Source organism: Phyllobacterium phragmitis (genome assembly GCF_002980495.1).
In the GTDB taxonomy this organism is placed as follows: Bacteria; Pseudomonadota; Alphaproteobacteria; order Rhizobiales; family Rhizobiaceae; genus Paramesorhizobium; species Paramesorhizobium phragmitis.
This window is the reverse complement of the sequence record NZ_PVBR01000022.1, coordinates 36,505-54,157: the sequence shown is the minus strand read 5'-3', so window position 1 is coordinate 54,157 and position 17,653 is coordinate 36,505. Positions and strand designations below refer to the sequence as shown.

General features: G+C 59.2%; 15 protein-coding genes. 9 read left to right on the top strand and 6 right to left on the bottom strand.

The features are described from left to right. Positions 1–54: 54 nt before the first annotated feature. Entirely contained in the window at positions 55–948 is an 894-nt protein-coding gene (locus C5748_RS22465) for a helix-turn-helix domain-containing protein (protein ID WP_105744531.1), read from the top strand. A 127-nt stretch (positions 949–1,075) separates the two neighbouring features. On the opposite strand, the gene C5748_RS22460 is transcribed toward C5748_RS22465, so the two are convergent. Next, positions 1,076–3,232 carry a TonB-dependent siderophore receptor gene (locus tag C5748_RS22460; protein ID WP_105744529.1) on the bottom strand — a complete coding sequence of 719 codons (2,157 nt, stop codon included), beginning with the start codon at positions 3,230–3,232 and terminating at the stop codon, positions 1,076–1,078. Between the two features lie 239 nt (positions 3,233–3,471). Here C5748_RS22460 and C5748_RS22455 point away from each other — a divergent pair, with 239 nt between their 5' ends. The 8 genes from C5748_RS22455 (at position 3,472) to C5748_RS22410 (ending at position 12,215) form a co-directional block, all read left to right on the top strand. After that, positions 3,472–4,482: an iron-siderophore ABC transporter substrate-binding protein gene (locus C5748_RS22455; protein WP_105744527.1), complete on the top strand. Its 1,011-nt coding sequence runs from the start codon at positions 3,472–3,474 to the stop codon at positions 4,480–4,482. Continuing rightward, positions 4,479–5,522, top strand: coding sequence for a FecCD family ABC transporter permease (locus tag C5748_RS22450; RefSeq protein ID WP_105744525.1), 1,044 nt, complete (start codon positions 4,479–4,481; stop codon positions 5,520–5,522). Before C5748_RS22455 ends, C5748_RS22450 begins: the two co-directional genes overlap by 4 nt. 2 nt (positions 5,523–5,524) lie before the next feature. Next, positions 5,525–6,556 carry a FecCD family ABC transporter permease gene (locus C5748_RS22445; protein ID WP_105744523.1) on the top strand — a complete coding sequence of 344 codons (1,032 nt, stop codon included), beginning with the start codon at positions 5,525–5,527 and terminating at the stop codon, positions 6,554–6,556. Continuing rightward, the gene (locus C5748_RS22440; protein WP_105744521.1) at positions 6,553–7,356 is read left to right on the top strand and encodes an ABC transporter ATP-binding protein; all 804 of its coding nucleotides are present in this window, start codon (positions 6,553–6,555) and stop codon (positions 7,354–7,356) included. The genes C5748_RS22445 and C5748_RS22440 overlap by 4 nt, the downstream gene beginning before the upstream one ends. 858 nt (positions 7,357–8,214) lie before the next feature. Then, a complete protein-coding gene (locus tag C5748_RS22430; RefSeq protein WP_105744519.1) occupies positions 8,215–9,366 on the top strand; it encodes an OmpA family protein in 1,152 nt (383 codons plus the stop codon). Between the two features lie 10 nt (positions 9,367–9,376). After that, entirely contained in the window at positions 9,377–10,477 is a 1,101-nt protein-coding gene (locus C5748_RS22425; RefSeq protein WP_105744517.1) for a hypothetical protein, read from the top strand. 495 nt (positions 10,478–10,972) lie between these two features. Continuing rightward, positions 10,973–11,194: a hypothetical protein gene (locus C5748_RS29015; protein ID WP_245581927.1), complete on the top strand. Its 222-nt coding sequence runs from the start codon at positions 10,973–10,975 to the stop codon at positions 11,192–11,194. A 187-nt stretch (positions 11,195–11,381) separates the two neighbouring features. Next, on the top strand, positions 11,382–12,215 hold the full coding sequence (locus C5748_RS22410) for a glycoside hydrolase family 26 protein (RefSeq protein ID WP_210204476.1): 834 nt from the start codon (positions 11,382–11,384) through the stop codon (positions 12,213–12,215). Positions 12,216–12,274: 59 nt separating this feature from the next. Here C5748_RS22410 and C5748_RS22405 read toward each other — a convergent pair whose 3' ends face one another. The 5 genes from C5748_RS22405 to C5748_RS22385 are packed head-to-tail and all read right to left on the bottom strand — an operon-like array spanning position 12,275 to position 17,644. Then, positions 12,275–12,793: a DUF995 domain-containing protein gene (locus tag C5748_RS22405; protein WP_105744511.1), complete on the bottom strand. Its 519-nt coding sequence runs from the start codon at positions 12,791–12,793 to the stop codon at positions 12,275–12,277. Positions 12,794–12,823: 30 nt separating this feature from the next. After that, positions 12,824–13,777 carry a glycoside hydrolase family 26 protein gene (locus C5748_RS22400; RefSeq protein WP_105744509.1) on the bottom strand — a complete coding sequence of 318 codons (954 nt, stop codon included), beginning with the start codon at positions 13,775–13,777 and terminating at the stop codon, positions 12,824–12,826. A 57-nt stretch (positions 13,778–13,834) separates the two neighbouring features. Next, entirely contained in the window at positions 13,835–14,389 is a 555-nt protein-coding gene (locus C5748_RS22395) for a DUF995 domain-containing protein (RefSeq protein ID WP_105744507.1), read from the bottom strand. A gap of 4 nt (positions 14,390–14,393) precedes the next feature. After that, the gene (locus tag C5748_RS22390) at positions 14,394–15,791 is read right to left on the bottom strand and encodes a UDP-glucose dehydrogenase family protein (RefSeq protein ID WP_105744505.1); all 1,398 of its coding nucleotides are present in this window, start codon (positions 15,789–15,791) and stop codon (positions 14,394–14,396) included. Between the two features lie 32 nt (positions 15,792–15,823). Then, positions 15,824–17,644, bottom strand: a complete 1,821-nt coding sequence (locus tag C5748_RS22385) for a glycosyltransferase family 2 protein (RefSeq protein WP_105744594.1) — start codon at positions 17,642–17,644, stop codon at positions 15,824–15,826. Positions 17,645–17,653: the final 9 nt, after the last annotated feature.

Below are 17,653 nucleotides of genomic sequence, written 5' to 3'. Positions count from 1 at the left end.
GCCTTGTCAGGCAGGCCTATTATCTTTTCACATCGAGTGCGGGTGGCTTCTGACATGAGCTATCAGCATATGATGACTTGCTCTACAGAAGGCATTCGGGCGCTCGCGCCGGTCAAATGGCGCGGCTTTGATGGCATGATGAGCGTCTTCTGGGATGCCGAAGGCCAATCCGGGGCCAAGGGATACTATCTGTCTCCCGATCCGCGCATCGTGATCTTTTTCAACGATGTATCGTCTCATATCCGGATGACCAACCGGGACGGGGGCTTTGGACAGTATCATCGCCCGATGATGCGTGCGATTTATGTACCTGCCGGGGTTCCCTTGTGGACCAATTTCACGTCCATGCATCGCTTCTCCCATCTGGACCTGCATGTGCACAAGGATCGGCTCTTAAGATTTCTGTCACCTTCGGTGGGAACATCGGCGGCGCTGACGGCATTGCGCCATCAGGTGGAAATTCAGGATGTCAGGGCTGTCGAAATGCTGGCCGGCCTGCTGGTCGATGAAGTGTCGAATCCTTCGAAACACGCGGTCTATGCCGAAAGCCTTGTGGGCAGTATCGTCGCCGGTCTCCTCGATATCCCCGAGCATGACGGCAGGCAAGGTAATGGCAGGCTCACCCAGGCGCAGATCAACAAGCTGATCTCACGCATCAACGCCCGCAGCGACAGGCGCCTGAGCGTCGCCGAGATGGCTGCGACGGTCGGCCTGTCCGAAAGCTGGTTTGCCAATGTCTTCAAGCAGACAACAGGCAAGACGCCGCTGCAATGGCAACTTGGAAGACGTATCGAGCTTGCGCAGAAACTGTTGGTGGAAAGCGACCTGACTGCGGCAGGCATCGCGGCCCAGCTTGGGTTTACCGATCAGGCGCATCTGACAAAAGCCTTCCGGCAGATCGTCGGTGAAACACCGGCGGCATGGCGCCGCTTGCAGCAGAGCAGCTAGGGCATTTCATTTTTAAATAGAAACGTTGACGGGGCAGAGGGGGGGTGCCTCGCGATTCCATCAAAACAGGGACCGCTCTAACACCGGAATTGTCCCGCCCCGAACGGTCGCGGGCGGGACTGCTTCGTCACCAGGTCTGGCGCAATGTCGCGTAAACCGCGCGGCCTGGATTGTAATAATATGCGCCGCCGTCATCATTGGCGATATGCTTTTCGTCAAACAGATTGCTGGCGGTGATCTGAAACGTCGTATTCTCCTGGATCTCATAGGTGAAAGCGGCGTCGAAAACGACGGCGTCCTTCGACTTACGGGTATTCGCGTTGTCGAAGTAGTACGAGCCCGTATAGCGAGCGCCCAGCCCGAAGGTCATGTCCCCGCGGGTTCCGTTGCCTTCCAGTGTATAGGTGCCCCATACCGAAGCCAGGTGCTCCGGAACCTGCGCGAAACGGTTGCCATCGTATGCGCCGCCGCCATCCTCGACGATCCTGGAATCGATATAGGAGTAGGCGGCAATCAGGTTGATATTGTTCGTTATCTCGGCCTTGGCCTCGAGATCGACGCCACGATGGCGCACCTTGTCGACCGTTGCCGGCAGGTAGGTGGGAGCCTCAAAGGTCGTAATATTCTCCATCGTGAGATCGTAAACGGACGCGGTGAACAAGGCAGGGAATGCATCCGGGCGATACTTGACTCCCACCTCATACTGCTTGCCGGAGGTCGGCTCGTTCCCGGTGCTCGGCGGCGCGACGGATTCGGCATAGCTTGTAAAGACCGCCAGTTCATCGGTGAGCTTGTAGCTCACGCCGAGGCGCTTGCTGAGTTCGCTGTAATCGCCTTTGGCGGTGGTGCCCGCGAGCCGGTCTTTCTCTTCAAGGTCAAGCCAATCATTGCGAAGACCGACGCTCACCGTCAGCTTGTCGAAGAAGGTCAGATCCTGCTGGAGATAGATCGCCTTCGTCGTCTGGTCGTTGGTCTTGGCCGTGGTGAGCGGAATGGTGCCGGGAACACCGGAATAGACCGGATTTTTCCAGTCGATGCCAGGCGCCGTTCCTCCCCAAACCGGCGGATATAACGCGTAGCTGTTATTCTCCGATTTGATCTTGTTGTGATCGACGCCGACGAGCGTACGGCTTTCCACCTGGTCGAAATTCGCTTCATAGAGAAAATGAGCGTCGATGACGAACTGCCGGCTGGAGCCATCGCCGCCGAAGAAAATGCGGTCCGCCATTGTATCCGAGGGGTCGCCGGCGCCCAAGGCGTCATAAACATAGGCGTAGCCGAATCCGGTATCCGCCTTGCTGTAGCGCGCGTTGGAGTTGAAGGACAGGCCATTGCCGAAATCATGGCTGAACATGACACTGTATGTGTTTCTGTTCGTCGTATCGTAATTGTAGCCCGGTTCGCCGAAGAAGCGTTTCCTGTCGAAGTCCGTAAATCTTGGATGGCCGCCGCCGCTGGGAGTGCCGTCCTTGTCCAGATGATCGAAAACGAATGTCAGGCTGGTGGCGTCGGTGGGGCGCCATGTCAGTCCGCCCATGATGAAATTCTCGTCGTCCCGCGAGTAATCATATTCGGCGTCTGACCTCTGGAACTTGCCGGTCAGGCGGTAGGACAAAGTGTCGTCCTTGGTGATGTTATCGCCGAAATCGAAACCCGTCTCCTTGTGCTTGAACGAGCCGCCCGTGCCATAGATTTCGCCGAAACGCTCGCTCTTCGGCGTTTTGGTAACGTAATTCACCGAGCCGCCGGGATCGGAAACACCGAAGCCCGTGGAATTGGCGCCCTTCAGCACCTCGACGCGCTCGAAAGCATAAGGCTCCTCCCGAACTCCGCTCCAGGTCCGGCCGACGACCAGTCCATCGCGATATGTAAAGGGCGTGAAACCGCGAATCTTGAAATAGTCGAAGCGGTCGTCCGAGCCGTAGAAGTCCGTGACCACGCCGGAGGTATATTGCACGACCTGCTCGATGCTTTGCGCGCCGCGCTCCTCGATTTCCTTGGCGGTGATCACGGACACTGTGGCGGGCGCCACGAGAATATCCACGGGCATCTTGCCGACGGCCGTGGTCTGCGTGGCGACGATCGACTTCGCATCGTCGTCGCGGCCACCGCCGCCCTCGACAGTGATCGCCTCGAGGACGATGGGGGAACCCGAATCTTCAACCTGCTGCGCCAGCAAATTGGTCGGCGTGAGGGCGACAAGTGCCGTGCACCCCAGAAGCACCGCATTGCGATAACGGATGAGCGCCTGTCTGTTGTTGCCGCCTGTTTTTTCGATTTCCATGGTCAAGTTCCAGAAGTTGATGTTGTTGGTCGCTGGCGGTGGGCTGGCGGCAGGAATGGCCTGATGTCACCTTATGCCTGCTAACTTGAGTGTCTTTGTCCAGTATTGTAAATTTTGCCGTTTTTGTAGAAACCCACGGAAACTTCGCCGCTCCTTAGGGAAGGCGCCGCCGCCCGACTTGACGTCGCTTGATAAAGCTGAAAGTGAAAGTCAACTTAAAAATCATGGAGAGTTTGCCAATGCTGCGGTTCTTCCGTTTTCCCGTGCCATTGGTCGCGGCATGTCTCTCGATGATGGCATTGGGCTACGCATGGGCCGGGGAAAACACCACCTATCCCATCGTCATCAAACATGCCCTCGGCACGACGACCATTACCGAAAAGCCCAAACGGGTTGCGACGGTGGCCTGGGCGAACCATGAAGTTCCGCTCGCGCTCGGGATCGTGCCTGTCGGTTTTGCCGCAGCCAATTTCGGCGATGACGATGGCGACGGGCTGTTGCCCTGGGTGGCCGAAAAACTGGCCGAGCTTGGCGCTGACAAGCCGGTGCTTTTCGATGAGGGCGACGGCATCGATTTCGAGGCGGTCGCCGCCACCGATCCCGATGTGATCCTGGCGTCCTATTCCGGACTGACCCAATCGGATTACGACACGCTGAGCCAGATCGCTCCGGTCGTCGCGTATCCCGAATCCGCCTGGTCGACCGACTGGCGCGACATGATACGCTTCAACAGCGCCGGGCTGGGCATGGCCGCCGAGGGCGATGCGCTGATCGCAAATATCGAGGCCGAAATTGCCCGGGTGGTTGCCGGGTATCCCGAGCTTCAGGGAAAATCGGCAATGTTCATCACCCATCTCGATGCAACCGATCTGAGTACTGTCAATTTCTATACCTCCAACGATACGAGGGTGAAGTTCTTTGGGGATCTGGGGCTGGAATCGCCGAAAAGCGTCGTTGAGGCCTCGGCACCGGGCCAGTTTTCGGGCTCGATCAGCACCGAGCGTATCGATGCGTTCGACGATGTCGATATCGTCGTGACCTATGGCAACCGGGAACTGATCGACGCGGTGACGACCAATCCGCTTATGTCCAGAATGCCCGCTGTCGCCAGTGATGCGGTCGTCATGTTGGGCAGGGATCCGCTCGGCACAGCGGCAAATCCGACACCGCTTTCGATACCCTGGGTGTTGAAGGATTATGTGGCCGTGCTCGCAGAAGCGGCCAACAAGTCTGCCCAGAAATCTAAATGACAACCGATAGCGTCGAGTCATCTGGTCGGGCGTCGTTTCCTGGCAGGTCGAACCGTATCCGGTCCCTCTGGCTGGCTGCACTGATTGCGGCTCTTGTCGTGCTATGCGCCTTTTCGGTGGCGATCGGCACGCGCGAGGTGGTTTGGAGCGACATCGTCGCAGCGCTTGGCGGTCAAGTCGACAATATCGGTCAGGCCGCGGTTACCGTGCGGATTCCGCGAACGGTGCTTGCCCTGCTTGCCGGGGGCGCACTTGGGCTTGCCGGGGCGATCATGCAGGGCGTGACACGCAATCCGCTTGCCGATCCGGGTATACTAGGCGTCAATATGGGGGCGTCGCTTGCCGTCGTCGTCGGGGTTGCCTGGTTCAATATCGCTTCGGCTCAAGCCTATATCTGGACGGCCATCCTGGGTGCGGGGTGTTCGGCGGTCTTTGTCTATACCATAGGTTCATTGGGGCGGGGCGGGGCGACACCCCTCAAGCTGGCGCTTGCCGGCGCCGCCACCTCGGTCGCCTTTTCCTCGATGGTGATTGCCGTGGTGCTGCCGCGAAACGATATCGCCGGCGGCATCCGTTCGTGGCAGATCGGCGGTGTGGGCGGGGCGACCTTCGATCGCATTTCCCATGTGCTGCCGTTTCTTGTCGTGGGTTTTGCCATCAGCCTGCTGTCGGCACGAAAGCTGAACTCGCTGGCTCTGGGCGACGAACTGGCGGCCGGGCTTGGCGAGCGCGTCGCAATTGCCCGCGCGATCGCCGCATTCGGCGCGATCCTTCTGTGCGGCGCAACGACGGCGATTTGCGGACCGATCGGCTTTCTGGGATTGGTCGTGCCGCATCTGTGCCGTTTGTTGGTCGGGGTCGATCATCGCTGGCTGCTGCCGTTTTCAGCACTTGGCGGAGCAAGCCTGTTGCTGGCCGCCGATATCGTCGGGCGCATCATCGCGCGACCGGCCGAACTCGACGTCGGTATCGTCACCGCCCTTGTGGGCGCGCCGTTCTTCATCTGGATCGTCAGGCGCCAACGGGTCCGCGAGCTGTGACGATGCTTGTCTCCACCGATTCCATCGCTGGCAACCGTCGCCGCCGCGCGCGCAGGCATATTGTTCTGATCGCCATTCTGCTGGCCCTTTTGGCCGCGATCTTCGCTCTCACTTTGTCGCTGGGGCAATCCTTTACGCCACCGGGCGATGTCATCCGCGTCTTGCTCGGCGAGGACGTGCCGGGCGCGACCTTCACCGTCGGGCAGTTGCGGCTGCCGCGCGCCGTCCTCTCGGTCCTCGCGGGCTTGAGCTTCGGGCTGGGCGGCGTCGCCTTCCAGATCATGCTGCGCAATCCGCTTGCGAGCCCCGACATCATCGGCATCAGCTCGGGCGCAAGTGCGGCGGCGGTGTTCGCCATCGTCGTGTTGTCGCTCGACGGACCGATCGTTTCGGTCTTTGCCGTTGTCGCCGGCCTCGGTGTGGCGCTGCTGGTCTATGGCCTTTCGTTCAGGAACGGTGTTGCCGGAACGCGGCTCATCCTTGTCGGCATCGGCGTTTCGGCCATGCTGGAAAGCTTCATCGCCTATATCCTCTCCCACGCGCCAGCCTGGAACTTGCAGGAGGCGATGCGCTGGCTGACCGGCAGCGTCAACGGCGCACAGCTTGGCCAGGCGCTTCCGCTTCTGCTGGCGCTGGTCGTCTTCGGCGGGCTATTGTTAAGCCGCGCGCGCGACCTCGAAGCCCTGAGGCTGGGTGACGACACCGCCGCGGCGCTGGGTGTCGGGGTTGCGAGGACCCGCATCATCGTCATCGTTGCGGCAGTCGGCATGATCGCATGTGCGACGGCGGTAACAGGGCCGATCGCCTTTGTCGCTTTCCTGTCCGGGCCGATCGCCGCCCGCATCGTCGGCAACAACGGATCGCTGCTGATCCCATCGGCGCTGATCGGGGCGGTGCTTGTGCTGGCAGGCGATTATTGCGGCCAGTTCCTCTTGTCGGTTCGCTATCCCGTGGGCGTGGTGACCGGCGCTTTGGGTGCGCCCTATCTGATTTTCCTGATTGTGCGCGTCAACCGGACCGGAGGTTCGCTATGACCATTCATTCCCTCACTGCAAGCGGGCTTTCGTCCGGTTATGGCGATACCGTCATTCTGGACGGGCTCGACCTTGCCGTGCCGCCGGGGAAGATCACCGTGATCGTCGGCGCCAATGCCTGCGGCAAGTCCACGCTTTTGCGCACCATGTCGCGGCTCATCTCACCGCGTCAGGGGCATGTGCTGCTTGACGGGAAGTCGATCCACCGGACCCAGCCGCGGGAGCTGGCCCGGACATTGGGCCTGCTTCCCCAGTCGCCGATCGCGCCGGAAGGCATCACGGTCGCCGATCTTGTCAGCCGTGGAAGGCACCCTCATCAGGGCATGTTTTCACGCTGGACGCGCAAGGACGACGATGCCGTGGCCGCCGCGCTTAACGCAACCAGGATCGAAGACCTCACTGAGAGGCCGGTGGACGAACTTTCCGGCGGGCAACGCCAGCGGGTCTGGATCGCCATGGCGCTGGCGCAGCAGACGAAGGTTCTATTGCTGGACGAGCCCACGACCTTTCTCGACATCAGCCATCAGATCGAAGTGCTGGATCTGCTGACCGATCTCAATCACGCACGCGCAACAACCATCGTCATGGTGCTGCATGATCTCAACCTTGCGGCGCGCTATGCGGACTACCTCGTCGCTATGGCAGGGGGGCGCCTGCACATATCCGGCACGCCGGAAGAGGTGCTGACGGAGCAGAATGTGCGGCAGGTCTTCGGCCTCGAAAGCCGCATCATCACCGACCCGACCTCGGGCAGGCCGATCATGCTTCCGATAGGCCGACACCGGATGACAACGGGATAAGTTGGTTGATTTCGACGTCTCTATTCGCGCTTGATATCGCGCTGCCGCGCAACACCCTGGACTGATCATGCGAAAAAGTCTCCGTTTCGAACGGAGGTGTTTGCATGGAGACAGACGGCAAAACGGACGGGCTCGAACAGTGGATTTTCCGGCCTACTTGAAGTGATCGACGGTCCGACCGGGCAGCGGCAACGCTCGCATGCGGAGAAGACGCGGATCGTGGCGGAGATACTGCTGACCGCATCGCCGATATGCCACATCCCGATCTGCAGATTCTTTTACGCCGAGTCGCTCCCCACCTGGACAACACTTCCAGCGTAGCGCTTGAGCCTGACGTCGAGGATGCTTTGGCCAATTTGTCCAGTGAGGTCGCGTCACGCGGTCGGAGTTGATCCGGCGCATCGTGCGGGAATGGCTGGAGGCAATATCTATCTGCCGGTGCACATGCTCGAAGAGAATGGCCAAACGCATGGGAATGACTAAACTCCGAGAGGACGTGAAGTCGGACGAGACTTGAGAGTAACGATCAATGTTCGAGATAGGAGAAAACACAATTGATAGTGAAGTTCTCGATATAGCGCTTAGTGACGTCAGATGAAGAATAAATTTTCTGACAGCATATATTCAATTAATATTTAACCAATTCCCGAAAATATGACGGTTGATTATGTTGAATTGCGTAATATCGAGATATCTTCGATGAAGACTAGTGTATTTTACTTTCTCGTGATTGGTCGAATTGGATAAAATCTCGTGGAGGGCAGAGTCGGCTAGCTGAGACGCGATCCGGAACTCCGCTTGCCCAGAGCCAAACGCCCAAGGCAGCCGGGGTCAACCGAATGTGGAGAATATGAGAACATGCATAGACCCAACAAATGGTGGTGGGGAGCCGTTCCTCTGGCTGGACTTTGGGCCTTCACAGCGGCAACCCACACAGAACCGATGCAACGCGATTTGACCGGGCGGGCGGCGAACGCTCTTGGGCAGGTGTCGCTGGACAAGCCTTCGCTGAACTTCAGCGGCCGCGATGGAACCCTTTCAGCAAATGCGTTCTCATCCCATGACATCACAGAGGCCGCAGCGGTGGTCGGTACGACAGCAGGCGTGCGCCGTGTCAAAAACGAGGCCAAACTGGCTCCTACGGCGCAGCCTTACAATCTTGGCATCGAAAAGACAGACGATACCGTCACGTTGACCGGCAATGTTCCGCGGCCGGATGTCCGCCAGTCCATTCTGGACGCCGTCAAAGCCGAAGCCCCATCCGCCAATGTGGTCGACAAGCTGACATATGCGCTGGGCGCTCCGGCCGGTTTCGAAACGGCGGCCAAATTTGCGGTAAAGCAGCTTCCGGCGTTGAGCTCTGCTTCAATGGCGCTCAGCAACAGCACTTTGTCGGTAAACGGCGTTGCGCAGGACCGGAACAACCTCGCCCATTTGATGGCAGCTTTAAGACGCCGCCCGCAGGATTTAGCGCTGGGGCAAGTCCATGTGCAGGCCGAACCTCCAAACAGCATGGAGAAGACAGCTTCGGTGCAGCCGTCGGCAGAATCCCCTGTAGAAGCCAATGACCCGGTCACCAAGTCCCTTCAGAATGGAAATACGGAGCAGGCCGAAATCGCGGCAGCCCAGCCGGCGGCGCCGGTGGATAATGCCGGTTGTCAGTCGCTGTTGAGCGATATTACCCGCGACGACACAATCCATTTTGAAACAGGCAGCGCGCGGATCCATAAAGATTCTGCGAAAATTCTCGATTCCGTCGTTGCCACCACGCAACGTTGCCCGAGCGGCAATATCGAGATCCAGGGCTACACTGACAGCGAGGGTTCGCCCAAAGTCAATTTCGCACTTTCACAACGCCGTTCCGATGCGGTGAAGCAATATTTGGTCAATGCCGGCGTCGATGGCTTGCGCCTCACGTCGGTCGGCTATGGTCAGGCCAGGCCTGTTGCTCCCAATAACACCCCAAGCGGCCGGGCCGAGAACCGCCGTATCGAATTTCTCGTGAAGTAGGAGAGCAGTCATGCTGTATCTGACCGAGTTTCATTCCGCATGGCTGCTTCTGTCCCTCATGCTTGGCGGCATCGTTGGATGGCTGAGTTTTCTCCATGAGAAGCCCGGCTGGTCCGGGGCCGGCTGGTTGAACATCGGCATCCCCGCATTTCTGATCGGCCTTGCCGTCGCCGCTTTCAAGCTCTTGCCGGGGGAAGCTGGTTATTGGCTCGATCTCGGCCTGCTGTTTTTCGGCTCTTACATCTTCGGCTGCCTGCTCGGCAGCCTGATGCGCGGCCTGCTCGCCGGCCATGCCGAACCCGTTCCTGCCGTCGGCGTCGCAGCAGCCGGCGCTGCCGCTGTCGGAGCACGCAAGACCGCGCATCGTGTTTCATCCGCCTCGACCGCGCCCAGTCATCCCGGCAGGAAGCCACCGGTCCTTGCTTCAAAGAACATAACCGACAGAGACGATCTGAAGCTGATCAAAGGTATCGGGCCGAAAAACGAGCGCGTATTGAATGCCCTGGGCATCCATACATTTCGCCAGATCGCCGCCTGGACCCCCGAAGAAGCCGAATGGATGGGCCACCATATGGCTTTTCCCGGCCGCATCGAACGCGAACTCTGGATCGATCAGGCAAAAGTTCTTGCTGCCGGCGGAGAGACTGAACACTCCAGGGCGGTTCGTGCCGGTCAGCCGTTGGACGACAAGCCGATCGGTGACACGGATATTGCCAAGCTCAAATCCGGCTTGCCGCAAGCGCTGGACCAGGTTGAAGGCGAGGACCAGCATGAGGGCAAACGTCCCTTCGGAATGGTAAAGCCGCAAGGTGTTGCCGATGATCTCAAACTGATCGACGGAATAGGTAAGCAGAACGAAGCGCGGCTGCACGGCCTCGGTATCTGGCATTTCAGCCAGATCGCGGCCTGGGATCGCGACAATATCAATTGGATCGGCAGTTACCTTGCGTTCCCCGGTCGCATCGATCGCGAGCAATGGGTGGATCAGGCCAAAATATTGGCCAAGGGAGGCACGACCGAATTCGCAGAGCGTGTGAAGCGCGGTGACGTTGCGAGTTCCGAGGACGACGGTTCCAGGGGACAGAGCAATATCGTGAAAATCAAACGCTGAACCACGGCGTCTCGCGGCGTGGCGCAACAGTGGCAGGTTGCTCAATACCATCCCAACGCTCAAGTGGATGAAGGTTCGAGGGAGGTCGAAAAGGAAAGAAAGAAAAATCTTATAAAGGAATCAGGTTCCGGCAGATGCAGCAAGAGCCCGTGCTGGCGCGCGCCCAAATGGGCCGTGCCCGGAATGCTGGTCCGGCAAACGCGGCTTTCGGTTGAGATCGCTATCAGACGAGCCCAAAATTCCAGCGCCAATTCTTAAGGAACTCGCCTGCGGATACTTATAATTTTCAGCTCCATCTCCACGGTCATTTAAGCGGCTTACGGTACCGTGGTTCGCATAACAACAATGAACCTGCGGGAGCGTTATGCGATGAAAAAACCATTACAGGGATGTTCAAAAAGCAAAGGTGCCAACGAGACGGTTTGCAAGTTCAAGCAATTGGCAGTCCTGGTTGGCGCTACTGCAACGCTTGCTCTTTCTGCCGGATGCACGGCCATGCCTGACCGTACCGTGACGTCGTCGGTATCGACGCAGGTAGGCTATCCCAGTGTGTCGCTCACTCAGAAGAAGCCGGCACAACGCGGGAATATCGTCAAGAAGTCGAGCCCGAAACTTGCCAGCCCGAAACTTGCCAGCAATGGCCATCTCGGCCGCGCGCCCTATATCTGCACGCCGAGCGGTTTTGGAAAGACATCGCGCTGCTTCCTCCGGGGATGAGACTGCACACGTAACGGAGCCTATCCAGATGCGTGCCAGTATCCTATCGTTGTTGTTCTTCGCGGCCTGGTGTCTTACGGCATCGGGTGTGCATTCTGCGGAATTGGGCGCCGGCATGGACACGATGAAGACAGTCTCGATCAGCCCGCCGGAATCTTCCGGCCGACCACACGCAAATGCGCCGCTGTTGTTCGGCGCCTATGATCCGCATGGCCAATTCCGGTATTCGAGTCGTCCACAAATCGAGCATGTGTTCATCTACTGGCAGGCTATCGATCGCCCAATGCTCGAAAACAAGATGCGTCTTGCCCGCGAGAAGGGGCGTATCCTGATGGTCACGGTGGAGCCCTATACCAAAGCGGTGAACTGGCGTGACGGCGGCGATCGGCTGTTTGCCGATATCCAGCGTGGTGCGTTCGACCCCCAGATTGCGGCGACATGCGGCGCGGTTTCCGAATTTCCCGGTGACCTCTGGATCCGCTGGGGACATGAGATGGAAGATCCGACCGGTCGTTATCCCTGGGCCAGGCATGATTCCCGTGGCTATGTGGCAGCCTATCGGAAATTCGTCGACACATGCCGGAAAATTGCCCCTGGGGCCCGTTTCATGTGGTCACCCAAGGGCGAGCGCGGCCTTGCTGCGTATTACCCCGGCAATGACCATGTCGATATGATAGGCGTGTCGTTATGGGGATTGGAGAAATGGGATCGTGACCAGCATGGTCGCCCGCGGGGCTTTGCCGAGACTTTCGACGAGAAATACCGGCGTATCGAACGTTTTGGGAAGCCGATCGTCATCGCTGAACTGGGAACATCTGGTGGAGAAGAATACCGCCGGAACTGGATGTCTGAGATTTCCGGGCTCTCGGCGAAGCGCGGCCTGTTCCCGTTATTGGACGGAATTGTCTATTTCAACGACAAAGAACCGCACCATTGGCCACAGGGATATGGATCGCCGGATTGGCGTGTACCTGTATCGGTATTCGGAGACGGCCTGCCAGTGGCCGCCTCGTTGAAGTGAAATCCCGGAGCCTTTGGGTTACCGACCGGGCGTGACCATAGCGGCCCCGGGGAAACGCTTTACCTCGTGGCGGACAGCCTCGCCTCGATTTTACTCAGACGCGAGCTGACATAATTGCCGCGGCGCAATTTCGCATATTCGTCACCGCTCTTTGCCGGGGCGTTTCTGAACACGTACCACTTTCCGTCCGGCTCGCGCTTTTGGAATACGACTTTACCGGCCTTACGGTGGCTGAAGCACGTCAAGGCCGGCACCGTACCGTCTTTGGCGTGCCATTTTGCTCTGAAGCAGAGCTTGCCGGGTTTCGTGATAAACCAGACGCCGACACCATAAGACCCCGAATTGCCTTTGCCCGACCATGCGGTGAACTTGCGTTGCTTCACCGAGAAGAAGCCTGCGCCATCCTTCCAGAGCCAGGACCGGTTATTATAAAGCCGGTAAAGCTCCGCACTGGTCAGCGGTGTGCCCTTGCTGGCGTCCGGGATCGTCTTGCTCGGTGCGGCTGTGGCGCCGAGAGTTGCAGCGCCCAGGCCAGCGCAGATCGCCCCAACCATCAGCGCTGTACGAAATATCGACATTTGTTTTACTCCCGTTTGGGTTTCATGCCATCAATTTGAAGCGTCCTGGACAACTCGCCAGTCAGGACGGCCGTAGCCATCCGGCCACGGGTAGACTTCCCGGTCGTTGAAATAGACGACAGCGGTCAGGTCCGGAAACTCGGGATGCGGTTTGGCAACGTTTTCCGCCCAGTTGCGAACGTAAGGCTGGTCACCTTCATAGCCGAGTTCGGCCACCACGATGGGTTTGCCAAAGTTCTTGACGCGCTCATATCCGGGGGTCAGCCGCTCGACGAATGTCTGGTCCCGGCCGGTCGTGTCGTTGTCGTATTTCTGATAGCCGAATACCGACAGACCGATCACATCAACATATTCATCACCCGGATAGAAGGCTTCCAGGCCCTCATTGCCTTTCGGCGACCACATGTATTTGGCGGTCTTGAGGTGCTTGCGGCACACCGTCACCACATGGCGATACGCCGCGATGAAATCCTGCGGCTTCCAATGCGCCCAGGTGAACTGGTTGTCCAGTTCATCCATTTCCTGTCCCCAGCGGATGGTGACGGGGCTCTTCAGCTTTGCCGCCTCCGAGCAGACCGCCGCCATATTGGCATCGTACTTGCCGCTCAGGATGCCGCTGGAAAGCTCGTTCGGGGAACGTCTCCAGTCGAGAGACCATGACCACGGCTCGATTGTGATCATGAGCGATCGCCCGCGCTGTTGCGCATATTCATCGGCAATGGAAAGCGTGGACAGATCGACGTCCTCCCAGGGCAGGAACAGATGCTCGATCTTCGAATTGGGATCCTCGCTGAAATCCCCATGCGGATCGTAGGCCCCGAAATCGATGGACGAGTCGGTTATGACAGGACGCTTGTCGGACGGGATGTTCGCCGTCGAGGAGTTGGCGCTCGGAATCCCCCGCGGGGAGTTGGCTGCCATGACGGCGCCCGACATGGCCAGTGCGACAAATGAGAGTGCGATTGTTTTTGATGTCTTTTTCATCGGTATTCCTCCAATATCAGTATTCATCGCTCGGATTTTGCTTCCCGATCGATGGATTCACTGGATGGTATTTTGCGGCGGATTTTGAATCGCCTCCAGCTGTGCGGAGACGAGATCTTCTCTGACGAGCTTGCTGAACTCGTCGCTATCCGTCGGCTCGGAATTTTTGAAGACATACCAGTCGCCGGAGGGTTCTCTTTTCTGGAAAACCGTTCCGCCATAGGTCTTGTGGCTGAAACAGGTCTTGTCCGGAAACGTGCCGGTCTGTGTATGCCATGCGGCCTTGAAGCAAAGCTGGCCTCTGTCGGTCACGATCCATCGACCCTCTGCCCGGCTGGCGGTTTCGCCGGAGCCGGCAACGGCCTTGAAGACCCGTCCTTTATCCTGCATTCGCCCGGCACCATCCGCCCATTTCCAGGTCTTGTCGCGATAAAGCGTGTATAATTCGACGCCCGTCATGACCCGTGCATTTTCGGGGACGACAACATGCTCGGAGGCCCCGCTATGACTGGAAAACAGGACGATGCCCGCCAGAACGGATGAAACCCGGAGCCATCCTTGAAAACGGCCATGGCTCCATGTCTCTCGGTTGGTGCGATTGGTCTTCATCATTGTCTTATCCCCGTGGCGTGGTTTCTGCCGCACGTGCCTTGTCGCGCGGCTTTGATTTGGCTGGAAAATCCACAACGTTATCGGCCTGGCGCACGATCGGCCGGCCGATGGCGGTAATCCGGAACCCCGCAGCTTCCGCCGCTGCAGGCTCGAATGCATTGCGCAGATCGATCAATGCCGGCGCGCGCATCACCTGCCTCAGCCGCGCCAGATCGATGCGGCGGATGCTTTCCCATTCCGTGACGATCACCACGGCATCCGCATCGCGGGCGCATTCGTAGGGATCATCGAACAGCTGGACGTCATCGAGGATCCGCGCGGCGTTTTCCATGCCGACAGGGTCATGTCCCCGGACGGTGGCGCCGAAGCGCTGCAATGTCTCGATCAACGGTACCGAAGGCGCATCGCGCATGTCATCCGTATCAGGCTTGAAGGTCAGCCCCAGCACCGCGATGGTTTTCCCATCGACGTCCCCGCCGACGGCATCCAGGACCTTGAGCGCCATCTTGCGCTTGCGCGCTTCATTGGCGGTCACCGTCTCCTCGACGATACGAAGAGCGATGCCGTGATCCTGCGCCGTTCGCAGTAGCGCCAGCGTGTCCTTCGGGAAACATGACCCGCCATAGCCCGGCCTGGCATTGAGAAAACTCGAACCGATGCGCTTGTCGAGGCCAACGCCGAGAGCCAGTTCGCCGACATTGGTGCCGACCTGCTCGCAGAGATCGGCAAGCTCGTTGATGAAGGTGATTTTTGTTGCAAGGAATGCGTTCGCCGCATATTTGATCAGCTCGGACGTGCGCCGTTGCGTCAAGACGATGGGTGTTCTTGCCTCGGCAAGCGGATCGCTATAGAGCGCCACCATGACGGCGTGCGCATTCTCGTCCTCGACGCCGATGACGACGCGGTCGGGATTGAGGAAATCGTGGATCGCCACACCCTCCCGCAGGAATTCCGGATTGGAGGCGACGGAGAAGCTGCCGCGGCTGCGTACCGAGGCGATGATCTTCTCCACCGCATCGCCTGTGCCGACCGGGACGGTCGATTTGACGACGACCACTGCATTTTCCGCAAGCAGCGGCGCAATCTCCCTGGCCGCCATATAGACGAAGGAGAGATCGGCATCGCCATGGCCGACCCGGGCCGGAGTTCCGACCGCGATGAACACCACCTCGGCATCTTCAACCGCTGCCGCGAGATTGCAGGTGAAGGACAGGCGCCCGGCATTGCGATTGCGGGTTACCAACTCATCGAGACCCGGTTCATAAATCGGTAGCTCGCCCTGGTTCAGCCGCGCGATCTTCTCCGCGTTGTTATCGACGTAGACGACATGATTGCCCCACTCGGCAAAGCAGGTCCCGCTGACGAGACCGACATACCCTGTTCCTATCACTGCAATCTTCATTGTCGTTTCGCCCGCGGGCGCTCCCCTCTGGGTCATTGTGTTGTGTTCGGTGTTGCGGAAAGCCATCTCGGATTGAAGACGGTTCTGCGTAGCCTTGTGCCGCCAATTCCGGCGCCGGCGACCGAATAGCGCTCCTCGAAGACACTCAGGCGTCCGGCACCCCAGGTGAGTGCCTCGAGACCGTCTTTTCCGCGCTCGGCGGTCGCGATTCCCGGCAGGATGACGAGTGAAAGGAGAGCGGCCGCCATCGCGGGGCGATATCCACGCCTTTTCACCCTTACGGCGTTCTCCCGCGCGTGCTGGATGACGATGACGAGCAAAAGCGCCGTGTAGAGCACGGCATTCACGATCGCGAAGAGATAGAAGCCGCGGGTTTCTCCGGCATTGTCTATAAGCAGCACCGGCAATACGGACACGATGGACAGGAGGCCGTATGGCGCGAGAACACGCAGGGGCAGGGGGTCCACTTCCGATGCGCCTTTCGGTGTGACACGGAAATCGACAAAGGACCCGGTGAGCCAGTCGCGCACCGCGGCCATCGTTCCGGCCAACGCCCATGGCCAGCGGGCAAAAAGAAAGAGGATGCACTCCCAGCTCAGGATCTTCGCATCGAACGGACGGAAGGAGCCGCTGGCCCGCCAGCGATAGGCCATGAGAATGAGAACGATGGAAAGTGGCGCGAAATGCGTCAGGAAATCGGGATAGGTCACGCCGACAAAGTTCTGTCCATTCGCCAGCGCGATGATCGGCATGGCGAACATCAGCGCCATGAAGAGCGCAAAGAGCGGATACCAGAGCTGTGAAAACAGGAACTGGAATTTGAGACGCAGCGGCAACCGGCCGACGAGGTGAGGGGAATACTGCAGGAGCAGCGTGACCAGGCTGCGCGACCACTGGAATTCCTGTGTGACGAGATCGCCGAAGGTGCTCGGTCCGTCTCCATGCGCGATTGCCTCCAGCGCATGGACACCGCGCCAGCCATAGGCATTCATCATCAGCGTCGTGGAGTGATCTTCTGCAAGTTCGGGGCCGAGGCCGCCGATCTCCTTAAGCGCCGAGGTGCGCACCGCATAGTGCGAACCGATGCACAACGGCGCAAGCCCGCCATTGTAACCGGCCTGAAGCGAACCATGCATGCTGGCTTCCGCATAGAGCCGGCCGCGCGCCGACCAACTGCCGGCAGCATTGCGGTCGCAGATGCTCGGCGCCGAGACGTAGCCTACCGCGGGGTCCGCGAAGGGGCGCAGCATTTCATGGAGATAGCCCGGCTCGGGAACATGATCCGCGTCGAGTTGGGCGACGAAATCATATCTCGCATAGCCATAACGGTCGTAGAAGAAGGCGAGGTTGCCTTCCTTGCAACGGGTGCGTCGCGGCCATGATTTGCGGTGATAATCGGCGCGTCCCTTGCGGGTCGACACAAAAACCCCGTGCCTGCGGCACCACTCCAGCGTCTCGGGCGAAGGGTCCTCGTCGGCAAGCCAGGTGTCGTGCGGGACGTTCTGAGCAAGCATCGCCTTCAACGTCTCGGCCACGACAGGAAATGGCTCCGATGGCGCTTTGGTCACCACCATGGCGACGCGGCTACCGACGGGCAGCCGCAGCGGACCGTTCGGCTTGAGGCCGCGATAGAACACGGCGATGAAATAGGCCGGCAGCAGGGTCACCCAGGCAAGAACCGCGGTGACGGTTACCGAGCCGAATACGCTGATATGATGCTCGGGTTTCAGCAACCAGACCCAGAAATAGACGAGGGCGGCAATCCAGACGGCTGCTCCCGCCACATATTCAACGCGCCGCCAGCCCGTCATCACAAGCACCATCGGCGGTTCGATCCCTATCTCGATCGGCATATCGCGGGA